At 70.5% G+C, this 16,697-nt stretch carries 12 protein-coding genes; 4 read left to right on the top strand and 8 right to left on the bottom strand.

Annotated features, from left to right (window positions below; all coding sequences use genetic code 11):
- Nucleotides 1–44: 44 nt before the first annotated feature.
- From QHF89_RS18940 to QHF89_RS18920, 5 genes are all read right to left on the bottom strand, one after another.
- Nucleotides 45–437, bottom strand: coding sequence for a PIN domain-containing protein (locus QHF89_RS18940; protein WP_170229043.1), 393 nt, complete (start codon nt 435–437; stop codon nt 45–47).
- 5 nt (nt 438–442) lie between these two features.
- Entirely contained in the window at nt 443–721 is a 279-nt protein-coding gene (locus QHF89_RS18935; RefSeq protein ID WP_136928923.1) for a type II toxin-antitoxin system Phd/YefM family antitoxin, read from the bottom strand.
- Nucleotides 722–769: 48 nt separating this feature from the next.
- A complete protein-coding gene (locus QHF89_RS18930; RefSeq protein ID WP_136969049.1) occupies nt 770–2,107 on the bottom strand; it encodes a hypothetical protein in 1,338 nt (445 codons plus the stop codon).
- 5 nt (nt 2,108–2,112) lie between these two features.
- Nucleotides 2,113–2,715 (bottom strand): tRNA isopentenyl-2-thiomethyl-A-37 hydroxylase MiaE, encoded by a 603-nt coding sequence (gene miaE / locus QHF89_RS18925; protein WP_136928925.1) that lies wholly within the window; start codon nt 2,713–2,715, stop codon nt 2,113–2,115.
- A 90-nt stretch (nt 2,716–2,805) separates the two neighbouring features.
- Entirely contained in the window at nt 2,806–3,861 is a 1,056-nt protein-coding gene (locus tag QHF89_RS18920; protein ID WP_232379497.1) for a hypothetical protein, read from the bottom strand.
- An 805-nt stretch (nt 3,862–4,666) separates the two neighbouring features.
- Between QHF89_RS18920 and dnaA the strand changes: the two genes are divergently transcribed.
- Entirely contained in the window at nt 4,667–6,121 is a 1,455-nt protein-coding gene (gene dnaA / locus QHF89_RS18915) for a chromosomal replication initiator protein DnaA (RefSeq protein WP_136969050.1), read from the top strand.
- Nucleotides 6,122–6,174: 53 nt separating this feature from the next.
- Complete coding sequence (locus tag QHF89_RS18910; RefSeq protein ID WP_136969051.1) at nt 6,175–7,788, top strand: thioredoxin-like domain-containing protein; 1,614 nt, start codon at nt 6,175–6,177, stop codon at nt 7,786–7,788.
- 18 nt (nt 7,789–7,806) lie between these two features.
- On the opposite strand, the gene QHF89_RS18905 is transcribed toward QHF89_RS18910, so the two are convergent.
- The 3 genes from QHF89_RS18905 to grpE all read right to left on the bottom strand — a co-directional run bounded on the left by QHF89_RS18905 (nt 7,807) and on the right by grpE (nt 14,349).
- A complete protein-coding gene (locus QHF89_RS18905; protein WP_284720694.1) occupies nt 7,807–11,700 on the bottom strand; it encodes a serine/threonine-protein kinase in 3,894 nt (1,297 codons plus the stop codon).
- 111 nt (nt 11,701–11,811) lie between these two features.
- The gene (gene dnaK, locus QHF89_RS18900) at nt 11,812–13,659 is read right to left on the bottom strand and encodes a molecular chaperone DnaK (RefSeq protein WP_136969053.1); all 1,848 of its coding nucleotides are present in this window, start codon (nt 13,657–13,659) and stop codon (nt 11,812–11,814) included.
- Between the two features lie 84 nt (nt 13,660–13,743).
- On the bottom strand, nt 13,744–14,349 hold the full coding sequence (gene grpE, locus QHF89_RS18895; RefSeq protein ID WP_136928930.1) for a nucleotide exchange factor GrpE: 606 nt from the start codon (nt 14,347–14,349) through the stop codon (nt 13,744–13,746).
- Nucleotides 14,350–14,479: 130 nt separating this feature from the next.
- On the opposite strand from grpE, the gene QHF89_RS18890 reads away from it, so the two are divergent.
- Entirely contained in the window at nt 14,480–15,733 is a 1,254-nt protein-coding gene (locus tag QHF89_RS18890) for an aspartate aminotransferase family protein (RefSeq protein WP_136969054.1), read from the top strand.
- A complete protein-coding gene (gene argF, locus QHF89_RS18885) occupies nt 15,730–16,692 on the top strand; it encodes an ornithine carbamoyltransferase (RefSeq protein ID WP_136969055.1) in 963 nt (320 codons plus the stop codon). Before QHF89_RS18890 ends, argF begins: the two co-directional genes overlap by 4 nt.
- Nucleotides 16,693–16,697 lie beyond the last annotated feature (5 nt).

Below are 16,697 nucleotides of genomic sequence, written 5' to 3'. Positions count from 1 at the left end.
CAAGGGCTCGCGCGGACGAACCCGCTCAGCCGCGCGCTCCGTCGTCAGAGCGTCCAGTCCTCGACACGCAGGTGCGGATAGATGCGGAACGCAGCGGGCCTGCGCGTCACGAGCGTGAAGTCGTGCGTGACGGCGATGGCCGCGATCATGACGTCGTCGGTGTCGACGTCGGGCGCCACGGTCGTGCGGAGCTTGGCGAAGGACTGCGCCGCGAGTGTGTCGAAGGGCGCGACCTTCACCGCCGCGACGAGGCGGATGACGTCCTGCATGAGCTTCGGGTGCCGCGTGCGGCGCGCGGCGATCAGGATCTGGCTGACCGTGATCGACGTCGTCCAGCGCTCCGACGTAGGCACGCCGGAGAGGCGCTTGACGAGCAGGCGCGAAGGGACCGTGCGGAGGACCTCGGCCAGCGTGGCCGTATCGAAGAGGTAACCCACGTGCGCTAGCCCCGATGCCAGAGCCCGGTCTGCGAGATGTCGACGAGGAGCGAGTCGACGAACTCGTCATGGCGGCACGTGCCGCACAAGGAGAGCAGCGGGTCGACGCCGTCGACCGCAGGATCGGGCGGATCGATCTTGTCGAGGTCACTCATCGGGACGATGGCCGCGATCGGATGCCCCTCGCGCGTGACGAGCGTGCGCGCACGGACGCGTTCGGCCGCATCGACGGCGTCGAGGCAGTGACCCGGCAGGTCTGCGATGGGGATCCCGTACTTCTGCACCACGGCATGATACCTACCGGATCGAGCGTCCGGAGTCACGAGCGCGCATCAGCGGAAGAGCTCGGCGAGCAAGCGCGAGAGCTCACCGAGGCCCGCTTCGATCGCAGCCTCGGGGCTCGTCGGCTCTCGCGGAAGGACGGCGTGCTCCTCACGCAAGGCGAGCGCCGCACGCGGGTTCTGGAACCAGTCTTCGTCGAAGCGCTCGAGGAGCGCGCGGCGATCCGACAAGGCGAGGAGCGCACCCGCGAGGCGCGTCGGATCCTGCGGATCGAAGGCGGGGAAGACGAACGCGAGCCCACCGGGGATCGAAGCGCCTAGGGCACGATCGGTGAGCTCTTCGAAGCGCTCGCGCCGGGCGCGGTGCGGCAGGGTGACCGTGCCACGAAGGAGGACACGGGCCGCGTCGAGGCGGAGCGAGAGGAGGAGCGCGCGGGCGACGTCTTGAGCTTGCGCCCGCGCACGCGAGCGGCCGAGGCCGAGCGAGCGCACGCCGAACGTGGGGTCGGCAGGCAAGGCACCGAAGAGCGCGGCCCTGCGCGCGCGACGGAGATCAAACAGCGGACGCGCGAGGACGAAGGGCGCCGCGCGCGGGACGTCGGCCTCGGCGAAGGCTTCGCCGAAGCGAGCGAGCGCGCGCACGAAGGAGGACGCGCCGAGCAGACGCGGGAGCGTGAACGGCGGGATCGAGAGGCCATCGAAGAGGCCCGTCTTGCCGAAGAGCTCCTGGAACCAGCGCGGCGAGAGGCGCGCAGGCCAGCCCTCGCCCGCGTCACGCGCGAGCATCACGGCGAGCGCATCGTCCCAGCGCGGCGCGCGCTTCGGCATGAGCTCGGCCGTCACGTCGAGCAGGCGCTCGGCGATCCGCGCGAGCGAGGCCGCGGGCTTCACGGGGATCTCGAGGGCATCGACGTCCTCGATCCCGAGGCGGCGGAACGCCTCGGCGCGGCGCTCCTCGTGGACGAGCGCGGCGTCGGAGAGATCGCCCGCGCCACGCGCGAGCGCATCGGCGAGCACGTGGCGCCGCGCGGGCACGGTCTCGTCGAGCAGACGTGCGAGCGTGACGCGCGGGCTCACGCGCTCGGGCGCGGGGCCTTCGATCTCGATCGTGGGCGCGTGCCACGCCTCGGCGAGGCGCACGCGCTCGGCCCAGGTGACGCGCGTAATCGTGAGCGCTGCGACGTGCGCCTGCGCGGCGGCGAGGATCGGATTCTTCGCGCCCCGCTCGCCGAGCTCGATCCACATCGAGCGTGTGCTCACCGCGCGGAAGGCTTCGAGCACGTTGCCACGCGCGGCGGGTCCCTCGACGCGGAAGGCGCGATCCTTCTGGCGGAGCTCGTCCGTGGCGCGTGCGATCAGACGATCGATCTCGTGCGGAGGTAGATCCATGTGCGTCACCCGTGCACGGTGGGCTCTTTGCCGAGCACCTCGACGAGCTTCCCCTCGGCCCGCGCGATCTCTTCGAGGCGCGCGCGCACGGCGGCGGGATCCGCCTTCACGCTCGTCGCGAGGTCGACGAACGTTCGGTAGTGCCGCGCCTCGCAAGCGAAAAGCTCCTCGTAGAACGCGAGCAGCTCGGGCTCGTCGCCGCGCGCCCGCAAGGCCTCGCAGAGGAGGCGAAACCGCTCGCACGATCGCGCCTCGATCACGGCGCCGACGAGCAGCCGATCGACGAGCGGATCCTCCGGCGCGCCTTTGCGACCGACGCCGATCGCCTTGCGCAGCTCGGCCGCGTAGACGTCGACCTCGGGCTTGCCGAGCGTGAGACCTCGGCGGGTGAGCTCGTCGAGCACGCCTCGGAAATGACGCAGCTCCTCTTCGGCGAGCTCGACGAGCGCGCGCGCCACCTCCGTCCGCTCGGGCCAGCGCGCCGCCAGCGACAGCGCGTTCGACGCCGCCTTCATCTCGCAGTGCGCGTGATCCCGGAGCAGGGTGGCGAGGTCCGCGAGGGCCAAGGTCGCCCAGGCGGGATCGGTCGGTCGGGTCAGGCAGAGCACGACGCCCGAACTATGGCACGACGACTCCGGGCGCAAGACGCGGCAAGCGTCCTTCCGTCCGGGATGCGCCCGCGCGTCGGGGCGCTTCGGTCACTTCTCCCCTTCGCCGCTCGCCGCCTCGCTCGCCGTCCCTTCGCCGCTCACCCGGTTGCGCGTCAGGCCGCTCGACTCGAGGTGATACGTCAGGCCGATGGCGATCATCGTGCTGTTGATCGTGGTCGAGAGCGTCCGGCGGACGGAGACCTCGGCGGCGATCTCCTGGCCGATGTAGCCGAAGCCGCCGGAGATCTGATGGACGCCCGCGCCTTGATCGAAGCGGTAGCCGAGGCGGATCGGGTAATGGTCGGCCGCGAGGTACTCGCCGCCTGCCATGACGCGCGCCGTCGCCTTGTTCCATGAATCGAGATCGGCGACGCCGTCGACCTCGAGCGTGAGGCTCTCCGATCCGTAGCCGAGCGCGGCGCCGATCGTGGTGGGCAGGAGGCCGTGGCCTGGGTGCGTGAGGTTCTGCCCGACGACGCCGAGGTGAACCGACTGCGTGATCTTGATGGTGACCCCCGCGTCGAAGGTCAGCGTGTCGACCGACGGCATGCGCTTGCCTGCCGCGTCGACGAGCCCGCCTGACACGGGGCTGTAACGTGCCGTCGCGGCGTCATCGAGCGGACCGAAGCCGTCCTGGATCATGCGCAGGTAGCGACCGCCGATCCCGAGGAAGACACGATCGCCGACGGGGTACGCGGCGGCCGCGCGCGCGTCGATGAAGCCGCGATCGGCGCCGTCGGGATCGATGATGCCGCCCATGAACGCGAGGCCGCCGGAGATGCGGGTCGACGACGTGATCGAGTCGACGATGGCACCGCCGCCGATGGCGCGTGTCACCTCGGGCGTGAACTGCCCGATCGCCTCGATGTGGTAGAGGCGCGTGAGCGCCATGTTCGCGGGGTTCGAGAAGATCGCCGTCGTGCCGTTGCCGACGGCGCGTGTCGCGCCGGCCATGGCGAGGCTCCGCGCCGTCTCGTTCTCCCCGTAGGAGTAGGCGAGCTGCGGGGCGAGGGCGATTTCCTGCGCGTGCACGATCGAAGCCGACGATCCGACCACCAGCGCGGACAAGACCGCGGTGGTGCCTGCTCTGCTCACCGGACGCATGAGGGGGCCTTAGCCACATGTCGAGGTCCAGGGCAACTTCTCGGACCCGCCGCGAAGAGGCGGCAGAACCGGTCGTGGCCGTCGCGGGCAAACGTCGGAAATCATGGACAATCTTCCCTCTTGACGGACGGACGCGTCTGCCAATGCCCGCCACTCGCGGGCGTCCGAGGACGCGCGTCCTCCGGACGCTATGGTTTCGGCCCTCCCCGCAACGTGACGCCCGGCAGAGCGCGAACGGCGCTACGCGTCGAAACGTCGAACTCGGAAAAACCGCCGTAAAATCCGGTGGTTGGGGTATTTGTTTTCGTTGGGGATGGACGCCCGCCCATCCCCGGTGCTACCTCCGGTTCGTCTTCGCCGCGGCCCCTGTGGGGGGCCCGTCGGGTCTCGGATTTTTCCTGACGATCGTGAAGGAAACCTCCCAAGGGCTTACGCAGGGGAGGCTTGATCCTGTATTGTCGTTTTCGCGTTCCGTGATGAACCATTGCGCGAAGCTCGAACAGCCCCCCTGGAAATGGGCGGGTCACCCCCGCGGGTCGACCCCCATCCCCGAGCCGGGCGAGCCCCGAGGTGTCGCCGGGCCGCCGGCTCCTGATCGTGCCCTTCGCGCCCACAGCATGCGTCCCCCTCGACATTCTGTGGATATCTTGTGGACAACGCGGGGGATTCGTCACGGGCTTCGAACTTCCCGTATTGATTCCGCACGATAGCGAGACGAATCGCTGATGCGGGTTGTGGAAAACTTGGGGGCGATCCTGCACGAGGATCGCCACGGCACTGTATTCGCAGCGATTTCTGGGCTGGAATGACCACTTCGAGAGACGAATCGCGAGCGATTTTCGAACGGGCGATCGAGCATACGCGCGGGCTTTCCCCTGCGACGTTCGATCAGTGGTTCGGCGGCGTGCAGTTTGACGACCTCACGGACGGGGTCCTCTCGCTCCGGGTGCAGAACGAGTTTGTTCTCGAGTGGGTCAAGACCAATTTCCTGCCCACGATCACGGACAAGATCCGTGAGCTCACCGGCTGGAGCGTCCAGGTCGCGTGGACCATCGACCAGCACCTCGAGGCTCCCATCGCGAACGTCCCTCAGATGCCGCCCGTGCGCCCCCGCTCCCTCGTCGTGCGCAGCTCGACGAACCCGCCGGCCGCGCCCGCATCCCCGAGCCCGCCCGTCGCCGCCGAGCCACGCGCCCCGGCGCCCGCGCCTGCGCCGCTGCGCAGGCCCGCCCTGCCCGATGATCTGAACCCGAAGCACACCTTCGCGACGTTCGTCGTCGGCCCCTCGAACCAGCTCGCCCACGCGGCCGCGATCGCGGCCGCGGGCGGCGGCGGCCGGCGGTACAACCCGCTCTTCATCTGCGGCGGCACTGGCCTCGGCAAGACCCACCTCGTCCACGCGATCGCACACCGCGTCCTCGACGAGCGCCCGGGCGCCCGCATCATCTACGTCTCCGCCGAGCGCTTCACGAACGACTTCATCACGGCGATCCAGCACCATCGGATGGACGACTTCCGCGCGAAGTACCGCGTCCATTGCGACCTGCTCCTCGTCGACGACATCCAGTTCCTCGCCGGCCGCGAGCAGACGCAGGAAGAGTTCTTCCACACGTTCAACGCGCTCCACGGCCTCGATCGGCAGATCGTCGTGACGAGCGACAAGTACCCGCAGAACCTCGAGCGCATGGAGGAGCGGCTCGTCTCGCGCTTCTCGTGGGGCCTCGTCGCCGACATCCAGGCGCCCGAGCTCGAGACGCGCGTGGCGATCGTGCGCAACAAGGCCGCGCTCGAGGGCATCGTCCTGCCCGACGACGTCGCGCTCTACCTCGCCCAGGTGATCCGCTCGAACGTGCGCGAGCTCGAAGGCACGCTGATCCGCCTCGCCGCCAAGTCCTCGCTCACGGGCCGCCCCGTGGATCTCGCCTTCGCCCGCGCCGAGATCACGGCCGCCACGCCCCGCGCGCAGATCATGAGCGTCGAGGACATCCAGCGCGCGGTCTGCCACCATTTCCACCTCCGCTCGATCGATTTGACCTCCAAAGATCGCCACAAGAGCATCGCCTTCGCGCGGCACGTGGCGATGTACCTGTGCAAGCAGCGGCTCAAGGTCTCGTTCCCCGAGATCGGTCGTGCGTTCGGCAACCGCGACCACACGACCGTCATGAGCGCCGTCCGGAAGATCGAGGCCCAGCGCGACACGGACCCGCAGGTCCGCGCCCACCTCGAAGCCCTGGAACGCAAGCTCGCCGGCGATTCCTGAGCGTCCGGCGGGACGCCGCATCCCCGAACGCCCCCCGCGCGTAGACTGGGGCCATGCGCTGGATCCCGCCCCTCGCGTTGCTCGTCGCTACGAGCGCCTGCGCGTCCCCTCCCCCCGCGCCCGCCACGATGCCTGCGCCGAAGATCGCGTTGCCTGTCCTCGACGCGGCTCCGAAGGAGACGAGCGCGCCCAAGGAGAGCTTGCTCCTGCCGCCGGGCGATCGGCCTTCGATCCCGGAATGGAACGGCGCGACGGCATGGCTGAACGTGGATCGGCCGCTGCGCCGCGACGCGCTGCGTGGTCACGTGGTGGTGGTCGATTTCTGGACGAGCTGCTGCATCAACTGCCTGCAAACGCTCCCCACGCTGGCTGCGATCGAGCGGCGTTTCGCGAAGGATCCCGTGCTCGTCGTGGGCGTGCATTCGCCCAAGTTCGACGAAGAGAAGAACGCGGCACGCCTGCGCGACACGCTGCGTGATCTGGAGATCGTCCACCCCGTCGCCGTCGACGCGAACATGACGATCTGGGACGCGTGGGGCGTGCGCGCGTGGCCCACGGTCGCGCTGATCGACGCGGAAGGAAGGCTCGCGTGGGTGGGCTCGGGCGAGCCGGATCCAGCCGACCTCAGCGGCGCGGTCGAAGAGGCGCTCGCCGAAGGGCGGGCCACGAACGTGCTCGCGAAGGCGCCGATCGAGGGGCTGCGGCCCGATCGCGGCCCGGCAGGCGTGTTGCGATATCCGGGCAAGGTGCTCGCGCTGCAGAACGGCGGCCTCGCCATCGCCGACACGGGCCATCACCGCATCGTGCTGACGAACGCCGCGGGCGCGGTGGAGGCCGTGTTCGGATCGGGCGAGGCGGGCGCGAAGGACGGCGCCGCGGAGCGCGCGACGTTCCAGCGTCCGCAGGGGATGACGGAGGTCGGCGCCGATCTCTACGTCGCCGATACGGGCAACCACCTGATCCGCAAGATCGATCGCGCCACGCGGCAGGTCATCACGGTCGCCGGCACGGGCGAGCTCGGCGCCGAGCCGCTCGGCTTGCAGGAGCACACCGGGCGAACGGCCCCGCTGCGCTCGCCCTGGGATCTGTTGCACCACAAAGGATCGATCTACGTCGCGCTCGCCGGCTCGCATCAGATCGCGGTCTTCGATCCGAAGATGGGCACGGTGCGCCTTTACGCGGGCAGCGGGCGGGAGGCGCGCGAGGACGGGCCGGCCCAGGCTGCCGCGTTCGCCCAGCCGAGTGCGCTCGCCACCGACGACAAGAGCCTCTTCGTGCTCGACAGCGAGACCTCGAGCGTCCGCGCGATCGACTTCGCGACGGCCACCGTGCGCACCGTGATCGGCGTCGACCTCTTCGTGTTCGGCGACGTCGACGGCGAGGCCGCAAAGGCGCGGCTGCAGCACCCGATCGGCATGACGTACGGGCAAGGCGCGTTGTGGGTCGCCGATTCGTACAATGGAAAGGTCAAGCGCGTGGACCCGGCGAAGGGCACGACACGCACCGTGCTCACGGGCCTCGCGGAGCCGGCCGGGATCACGGTCGCGGGCAAAGACCTCGTCGTGGCCGACACGAACAAGAGCCGCATCGTGCGGCGCGCGATCACTGCCAGCGGTGAGGCCGCGCCCGTCGCCTTCGCCGGCCTCGCGCCTCCCAAGGCGCCGTGAACGTCGGAGCCGATCGAGCTAGCCGAGCTTCGCGAGCGCCTCACGCGCGTCATCGGCGATGAAGCCGTTGCCGTAGGCATCGGCCATCCGGAGCACGAACTCGAGCTCGCGCCTCGCCTCGTCCCGTGCGCCGTGCTCGGCGAGCAGCGAGGCCAGAAGCGAGCGGCCTTCGAGTGCATCGGCGTGGTAGCCGCGCGCCTCGGCGTACTTCACGAGCTCGCGGATCCGCTCCTCGGCGCCCGGCTTGCCGCTCTGCCCGTCGAGGTACGCGAGGTGGACGCGGTTGAGCGATGCGATGCGCTCGTAGCCCGCCTCCTCGGCGATCTGCAGCGACTCGGTGAGCGTGGCGTAGGCGCGCGGAAAGTCGCCGAGGCGCCGCGTCGTATCTCCGAGGTTGTGCAAAGACGCGGCCATCTCGGCGCGCAGCCCCGCAGCACGAGCGAGCTCGACCGCGCGCGCCGAGGCCTCCGACGCAGCGCGAAAATCGCGCATGAAGGCGTACACGAGCACGCGCTCCTTCTCGCGCTCGCTCGCGAGCGTGGGGTCGCCGCTCGGACTCTTTGCCTCGGCACGATCGATTGCGAGCAGCGCCGCCGCAGCGACGCCGGTCGCGGCGCGCACGTGGGCGATGGCGAGGAGCGTGCGCGGATCCTCGGCTGGCCCCATCGCTTCGAGCCGATCGGCGGCGCGCGCCGCGCGGGCAAAATCACCACTGCGCGCGCCGAGATCGATCTCGGCGACGAGCGCGCAACGCTGGAGCTCTTCGTTCTGCGCGGCGAGCTTGAACGCGAAGTCGATCTCGACGTACGCCCGATCGAAGCGGTTCACGGCGCCGAGCGCGCGCGCGACGTCGACCCGGGCGGCGACGCGCTGCTCGAGCGTGCCCGCCGCATCGATCCGACGCAGCGCCCGCGCGGAAAGATCCTCCAGCGAGGGCGCCGCGCGAACGGGCAGGACCGCGGCGCAGAGCTCGCGCAACCAGCTCGTGATCTCGGTCGTGGGACGCCGGTCGAGATCGGCGAGGTCGATCGCGCGGAGCAGCAGGCGGATGCCGGGTTCGAGCTGGCAGAGGCGCACGCGATGCGAGGCCGCGCGTGCGTAAAACGTGGCGGCGCGATCGCGATCGCCCGCGTGGGAGAGGTGTGTCCCGACGCGCTCGCCGTGCGCCTCGGCGACCTCGTCGCCGAAGACGGCGCGGTACGCCTCGGCCGCCTTGCCGTGCAGATCCCGCCGCGCCTCGTGCGGGATCGTGTCGAGGACGATCTCGCCGTGCATCGGCGACGGGAAGCTCACCTCCGCGGGGCCGGCCGAACGCAAGAAGCCTCGCGCGACGAGCTCGCCGATGCCTCGATCGACAACAGAAAAACTCTCGCCGAGCAGCGCCGCGAGCACCTGCGTGTGCACCGGATCGCCGAGGATCGCCGCGGCGTTCAGCGCCCCGCGTTCCCGCTGCGGCAGGCGGCTCACGCGCGCCTCCATGAGCGCGCGCAGCGCTCGCGGCACCGCGCGCGCGCCGTCGAGCCGCAGGCGGACGCGGCCGTCCTCGACCTCCACGGCGCGCGCGTCCACGAGTTCCTTCAACAGCTCCTCGATGAAGAGCGGGTGCCTTGCGGCGCGCTCGCGACAGAACGCGGCGAGCTCGCGGGGCGCCGCGCGCACGCCGATCCGCTCTGCCACGAGGCGCTCGCTCTCCTCACCGCCGAGCGGGCCGAGCGCGACCACGTGGTGACGCGCGAGCGGCAAGAGCACGCTCGGCGGCGCCGTGCGCGTCGCGAGAAGGAACACTGCGCGGATGGCCGACGCCGCTCCTTCGTTGCGGCTCGCCACGCTCGCGATCACCTCTGCGGTCGCCGCATCCATCGCCTGCGCGTCGTCCCACGCGAAGCAGTGGATCCGATCCTCGCAGAGCTTGTGCACCATGCGCGTGAACGCCGCGCGTAGCGTCGTCCCCATCCCGCCGACGTGACGCGAAGGCCGATCGCCGAGCCGCGCGCCGAGCTGGCGCAGCACCGCCGACGACTCCTCCTCTTGCAGGCCGAGCGCGCGGAGCCGCGGCAAGGTCGCGAGGATCGCCTGCTCGCCGTCGCCCTCCTGCACGCCGCAGAGCACCTGCAGCATCGCCTGCAGCCCGCTCCACGGCAGCTCGGCGCCGCTCGGCGGGCAGCTCGCCGCGTAAAACCCGACCGACCAGTTGCCGCGCCCGAGCCGCCGCTCGATCTCGGCGCAGAGCCGCGTCTTGCCGATGCCCTTCTCGCCGAGGACCGTGATCACCTGCGCGCGCTTGCGCGTCGCAGCCGCGAGGATCTCGCCGATGCGTCGCAGCTCCTCCTGCCTCCCGACGAACTTGCCGCTCGTGCCGATCGGCGGGCGCGCCGAGGTGATCACACGCCCGCCCTCCGGCACCGAGCTTGCTCCGTCCGGAAGCTCGTCGAAGCCAAACGCCCCGCGCACGATCCGCGCCGCCGGGTGTGACGCCGCGACCTGCTCCGCGACCGCGCGCGCGAGCCCCTGCGCCTGCGCGACCAGCGTCCCGAGCCGCGCGTCGACGATCGGCATTCCGCGCGCATCCACGAGCACGCGCCCCACGTGAACACCCGCCGACGCACCTCGACCTTTTTGCGCACGAAGGATCACCAGCGCGGCACGCACAGCCGCCTCCGTGTCGCGACCGTCCGCGTCTTCGAGCCCGAAGAGCGCCACGACCTGCGAGGGCTCCTGCTCCAGGATCACCCCGCCGTACCGCGTGATCACATCGCGCGCGCCCTCCACGTCGAACGGCAGCGCCGGGATGCGGCACGTCCCCGCGACCACGAGCACCGTCCCCTCGCGCCGCTCGCCCACGGGCTCCAGAAAATTCGCCGTCGCGACGTTCTCCACCGCGACCTTCAACGACGCCGATGTCGTCGGCACCTCGACCGGCGTCCGCTCGTGCTCCGTGCCTTGCGGGTCCCCGAGCACCGAGCCTGCCTCGATCTCGGGCGTCTTCCTCGCGTCGTCGTGGAACGACGCGACGAGCTCCGCGAGATCGTTTGAACCAAAACGATCACCCGTCGCGTAAAAGTACCCGAGGAGCTGCTCGTGCAGCCGACCCGCGTCGGCCACGCGCTCCTCGGGCCGCCGCGTGAGCAGGCGTCGCACGATCGCCGCGAGCTCTCGCGGCACGTCGGACCGAGCAAGCTCGAGCGGCGGCGCCTCGGCCGCGCGCACGCGTCGAAGCGTCTCGGCGTCGCCCGCGCCGGCGAACGGGTTCGTCCCGGCGACGAGCTCGTAAAGCACCGTGCCGAGCGAGAACAGATCACTCCTGCCGTCGAGCGGCTGCGCGAGCGACTGCTCCGGGCTCATGTACGAGAGTTTCCCGCGGACACGCAGCACGGATTCGCCCGCGTGCTCGTCCTCGCGCATGAAGCCCTTCGCCTTCGCGATGCCGAAGTCCGTGACCTTCACCTCGCCTTCCCAGGACACGAGGATGTTCTGCGGCGAGACGTCGCGGTGCACGATGCCGAGCGGCTTGCCTTGCTCGTCGCGCCTCCGGTGCGCGTGATCGAGCGCCTTCGCCACCTCGGCCGCGACGAACACGGCCATGCCGAACGGCAGCCGCGTCTTCGTCCGACGAAACCGCGCGAGCAGCGTCGCGAGGTCGAGCCCCGCGACGTACTCCATCGCGATGTAGTAGCCCGGCGGCTCGCCCTCCTGCTCGACGAAGCCGAGGTCGAAGACCTGCACGATGTTCGCGTGCGAGAGGCGCACCGAGAGCTTCGCTTCGTGCACGAACATCTCGAGCAGCTCGGGCTCGCGCGCGAGCTCCGGCAGGATGCGCTTCAGCGCGAGCGTCTTCTCGAAGCCCAAGGCGCCGAAGCTCTTCGCCTTCCAGACTTCGGCCATCCCCCCGGCGCCAAGCCGCTCGAGGAGCACGTAACGCCCGAACTGTCTCTCCAAGTTCGCCCCCCGAGCATGCCCGCGGCGGGAACGAATCCTACCACCTCGCCCGTGTCCGGGGACCCCAAACCAAGCCGAAATCCGCGCTCACGCGGTGCCGGCGCTGCCGCCGTAGATCGCCTCCGAGAGGAGGTAGGCGGCGGCTTCGAGCCTGCCGTACGCGCCCCGCAGATCGCTGCTCGACGCATCCTCGTCGAGCAGCCTGCGCAGGATCACGCAGCCCTCGCGCACGCCGGAGAGCGTGGCCTCGTCGACGAGCTCGGCGTACGCCTCGAGGGCCTGCTCGGTCGTGTAGAGCAGCGTCTCGGACTGGTTCTTGAGCTCGGCCCGATCACGCCGCTTCGTATCTTCCTCGCGGAATTTTTCGGCCTCGCCGATGAGCCGCTCGACCTCCGACGGCGCGAGCCCACTCGTCGGCGTGACGCGCACCTTCTGCGCGCGCTTCGTACCGAGATCCGTGGCCTCGACGTGGACGATCCCATCCTCATCGATGTGGAAGACGACCTGGATCTTCGGCACGCCGCGCGGCGCGGGGGGAATGCCCGAGAGCTCGAAGCGCGCGAGGCTCTGGTTGTCGGCGGCCATCTCGCGCTCGCCCTGCAAGACGTGGATGGGCACGAATGTCTGCCGATCGAGGCTCGTCGTGAAGATCTCGCCGCGCGCGGTGGGGATCGTGGTGTTGCGCGGGATGAGCCGGGTCATGATGCCGCCGCCCGTCTCCACGCCGAGCGAGAGCGGCGTGACGTCGAGCAGGAGGATCTCGTCCGCCTGCCCCGAGAGCGCGGCCGCCTGGAGCGCCGCGCCCACGGCCACGACCTCGTCCGGGTTCACGCCCTTGCACGGATCCTTGCCGAAGAGCTCCTTCACGGCCGCCTGCACCGCCGGCATCCGCGTCATGCCCCCGACGAGCACCACGGTCTGGATCCCGCTCGGCGCGATCTGCGCGTCCCGCAAGACGTCGCGTGAGACCTCGATCGTGCGCTCCACGAGGTCCTGCGTGAGCATCTCGAGCTCGTTGCGCTGCATCGATCGTTCGAGGTGCAGCGGCGCACCGTCCGGCCCGACCGCGATGAAGGGCAGGTTGAGCTGCGTCTCGAGCGAGGAGCTGAGCTCGTGCTTGGCCTTCTCGGCGGCCTCCTTCAAGCGCTGCATCGCCATCCGGTCCGTGCGCAGATCCACGCCGAATTCGAGCTGGAACTCGCCGACGAGCATGTCCATCAGCCGCCCGTCGAAGTCCTCGCCGCCGAGGTGCGTGTCGCCGCCCGTCGCCTTCACGTTGAAGACGCCGCCGCTGATCTCGAGGACCGAGATGTCGAACGTGCCGCCGCCGAGGTCGTAGACCGCGATCGTCTCGGCGCCCGTGGCCTTCTTGTCGAGGCCGTACGCGAGCGCCGCCGCCGTGGGCTCGTTGATGATGCGGCGCACTTCGAGGCCCGCGATCTTGCCCGCGTCTTTCGTCGCCTGCCGCTGCGCGTCGTCGAAGTACGCGGGGACCGTGATCACCGCCTCGGTGACCGGCTCGCCGAGGAAGCGCTCGGCGGTCTCCTTCATCTGCGCGAGGATCATCGCGCTGACCTCGGGCGGCGAGTGCGCCTTGCCGCGCAGATCGACCCACGCGTCGCCGTTCGGCGCGCGCACGATCGGGTACGGCACGAGCGAGATGGCTCGCTCGACGTCGGGCGTGTCGAGCTTGCGCCCCATCAGGCGTTTGACCGCGTAGACCGTGCTCTGCGGGTTCGTCACGGCTTGCCTTCGGGCCACCTGCCCGACGAGCCGTTCGCCGCTCGCGACGATCGCGACGACCGAGGGCGTCGTCCGCGCACCCTCGGCGTTGGGGATCACCTTGACGTCGTTCGCCGACGAAGCCGACGCCACGTCGACAACGGCCACGCATGAGTTGGTGGTCCCGAGGTCGATGCCGACGATCCTTCCCATGGCGAGGGCGAGGATATCAAAGACGCGGCGAACGATGGTCCTCGGTGGACCGAGGACCGGGTTTTGCGTGGCGTTCGAGGGAAATCAGCTCGCCGCGGTCGCGCCGCCGCCGGGCGGGCCCTTCGAGACGACGACCATCGCCGGACGGACGAGGTAGTCCCCCATGCGATAGCCGGGCTGCACCTCGTACAGGACCACGCCGGCCGGATGCTCGGGTGATTCGAGGTGCTGGATGGCCTCGTGTTGCGCGGGATCGAAGGGCTGGCCGACCGCGACGACGCGATGGATCCCCATCTTCTCCAGCGTGTCGACGAACTGCTTCAGCACCATCCGCAGGCCCTCGGCCACGGCTTTCCCGTCGGCGGAGCCCTCGGCGTGCACGAGCGCGCGCTCGAAATTGTCGAAGACGGGCAGGAGCTCCTTCACCGTGGTCTCCCGGCCCCGCCGCTGGGCGTCGTCGACCTCACGCCGCGAGCGCTTGCGGAAATTGTCGAAATCGGCCGCGGTGCGCAGGAGCTGATCACGCGTCCGTGCGGCCTCGGCCAGGGCGTCCGCAAGGCGCTGCTCCACCGTGGGCGTCGGAGGAGCCGAGGGCTCCGCCGCCGCCGACGGCTGCTCGCCGTTCGTCGCTTCGCCGTTTTGACCGTTCGGATCCTGGGCAGACTTCGTCGTGGACTCGGCTTCGGACATGGGTGCGGGCCACTATAACCTCCAAAGATCGACTGGCAACGGGCGCCCCCCACCTGGCGACCCGAGCGAGCCACGCCGCGAGGGCGCGTGGCATTTGCCCCGGCGGGGCGACCGGCGTAGATCGCCTCGCATGACCCTCGCCCCCGCCTACGGAGCCGAGAGCCCCATCGCCGAGCTGCTCGAACCCGAAGACCTCCTTCCCCTCGCCGAACGCAGGCTCGTGGGCAATTACCGCCAGGCCCCGTTCGTCCTCGATCGAGGCAAGGGCTCCGAGGTCTGGGACACCGAGGGGCGCCGTTACCTCGACTTCTGCGCCGGCGTCGCGGTCTGCTCGCTCGGCCACGCGCACCCGCGCCTCGTCGCTGCCATCGCCGAGCAGGCCGCGCGGCTGATGCACGTCTCGAACTACTTCTACAACGCCGAGAACGCGCGCCTCGCCGACGAGCTTTGCAAGAGGAGCGGCATGGACCGCGCCTTCTTCTGCAACTCGGGCGCCGAGGCGAACGAGGCGATGCTCAAGCTCGCGCGTCGCTGGTTCTTCACGAAAGGCGAGCCCGATCGCTACCGCATCATCGCCTTCGACAACGCCTTCCACGGCCGCACGATGGGCGCCGTCGCGCTCACCGGGACGCCGAAATACCGCGAAGGGTTCGGCCCGCCGCTCACCGGCGTGACGCACGTGCCCTACGGGGATCTCGACGCCGTGAAGGCCGCCATGGGCCCGGACGTCGCGGCGATCTTCGTCGAGCCCGTGCAGGGCGAAGGCGGCGTGATCCCGCCCCCGAAAGGCTTCCTCCCCGGCCTGCGCAGCCTCTGCGACGAGCACGGCGCGCTGCTCTGCCTCGACGAAGTGCAGACCGGCCTCGGCCGCACCGGCGCCTTCCTCGGCGCGCAACACGACGGCGTCGAGGGCGACGCGATCGCGCTCGCCAAGGGCCTCGGCGGCGGGTTTCCGATCGGCGCGCTCCTCATCAAAGAGCGCCTGAACGGCGTGCTCTCGCCAGGCACGCACGGCTCCACGTTCGGCGGAAACCCGCTCGCGTCGCGGGCCGCGCGCACCGTGCTCGCCGTCCTCGACGAGGAGAAGCTCATCGAAGGCGCCGTCACGAAGGGCCAGCGCCTCGCCGAGGGCCTCGCGGCGCTCGTGAAGGAGCACCCCACGCTCTGCGTCGGACAACGCGGCCGCGGCCTCTTGCAAGGCCTCACGCTCGCGCAAGGCGTCGACACGCGCGCCGTCCTCGGCCGCGCCCGCGCCCAGGGCCTGCTCCTCACGGTCGCCGGCGCGAGCACGCTCCGCTATACGCCTCCGCTCGTCGTGCGCGAGGCCGAGATCGACGAAGCCCTCACCATCACGAGCCGTGCGCTCCTGGAGATGAAGCCGTGAAGCGTGATCTGTTGCGACTTGCAGACCTCGGGGACGGCGGCATCGTCGACATCCTGGATCGTTCGGCCTTTTATGCCCGCGTGCGAGGCAAGGCCGACCACCCGCGGCCGCTCGCCGGCCACGCCATCGCCCTCCTCTTCGACAAGCCCTCGACCCGCACGCGGCTCTCGCTCGAAGTCGCGACCGTCGAGCTCGGCGGCCACCCGATCATCGTCACGCCCGACTCCACCCAGATGAGCCGCGGCGAGCCCACCGAGGACACCGCGCGTGTGCTCGGTCGTATGGTCTCCGCCGTCACGTACCGCACGAACACCACGGCGCGCTTCGAGGGCATGGCCCGCGCTTGCCGCGCGCCCGTGCTGAACGCGCTCACCGACGACGCGCACCCGATGCAGGTCCTCGCCGATCTGCACACGACGCGCGAAGCACGCGGTCGGCTCGACGGCCTGCGCATCTGCTGGGTCGGCGACGCGAGCAACGTGGCCCGCTCGTGGATCGAGGCCGCGGGCTTGCTCAAGCTCGACATGACGCTCGCCACGCCGCCCGCCTTCGCTCCGCCCTTGCCCGAGGTCGACGAGGCGCGCGCCCGCGGCGCTCGCATCACCGTCACGACCGACGCGCGCGAGGCCGCGAAGGATGCCGACGTCCTGCTCACGGACGTGTGGGTCAGCATGGGGCAGGAGGCCGAGCGCGACTACCGCATCAGCGCGCTCTCGCCGTATCGGATCACGCAGGAGCTCGTCTCGCTCGCCTCGCCCGAGGTCGTGGTGCTGCACTGCCTGCCCGCGCATCGCGGCGAGGAGATCGACGCCGACGTGCTCGAAGGCCCGCGGAGCTTCGTGTGGGACGCCGTCGAGTCGCGGCTGCACACGAGCAAGGCGCTGCTCGAATGGGCCGCGCTCGGGCCCGGCTTCGGTCCGCCGCCGTTCGCTGTCGGCCGCGGCGGCGCGGCAGGCTGAGGCTC

The sequence above is a fragment of the Polyangium sorediatum genome (assembly GCF_029946465.1).
Taxonomy (GTDB): Bacteria; Myxococcota_A; Polyangia; order Polyangiales; family Polyangiaceae; genus Polyangium; species Polyangium fumosum.
The sequence above is the reverse complement of the archived record's forward strand: the minus strand, read 5'-3'. Positions and strand labels throughout refer to the sequence as shown.

Coding starts and splice junctions, on each gene's coding strand:
- QHF89_RS18930 (WP_136969049.1), bottom strand. CDS start 2,107: ATGGATCTACCTCCGCACGAGATCGATCGTCTGATCGCACGCGCCACG.
- QHF89_RS18920 (WP_232379497.1), bottom strand. CDS start 3,861: ATGCGTCCGGTGAGCAGAGCAGGCACCACCGCGGTCTTGTCCGCGCTG.
- dnaA (WP_136969050.1), top strand. CDS start 4,667: ATGACCACTTCGAGAGACGAATCGCGAGCGATTTTCGAACGGGCGATC.
- QHF89_RS18910 (WP_136969051.1), top strand. CDS start 6,175: ATGCGCTGGATCCCGCCCCTCGCGTTGCTCGTCGCTACGAGCGCCTGC.
- dnaK (WP_136969053.1), bottom strand. CDS start 13,659: ATGGGAAGGATCGTCGGCATCGACCTCGGGACCACCAACTCATGCGTG.
- grpE (WP_136928930.1), bottom strand. CDS start 14,349: ATGTCCGAAGCCGAGTCCACGACGAAGTCTGCCCAGGATCCGAACGGT.
- QHF89_RS18890 (WP_136969054.1), top strand. CDS start 14,480: ATGACCCTCGCCCCCGCCTACGGAGCCGAGAGCCCCATCGCCGAGCTG.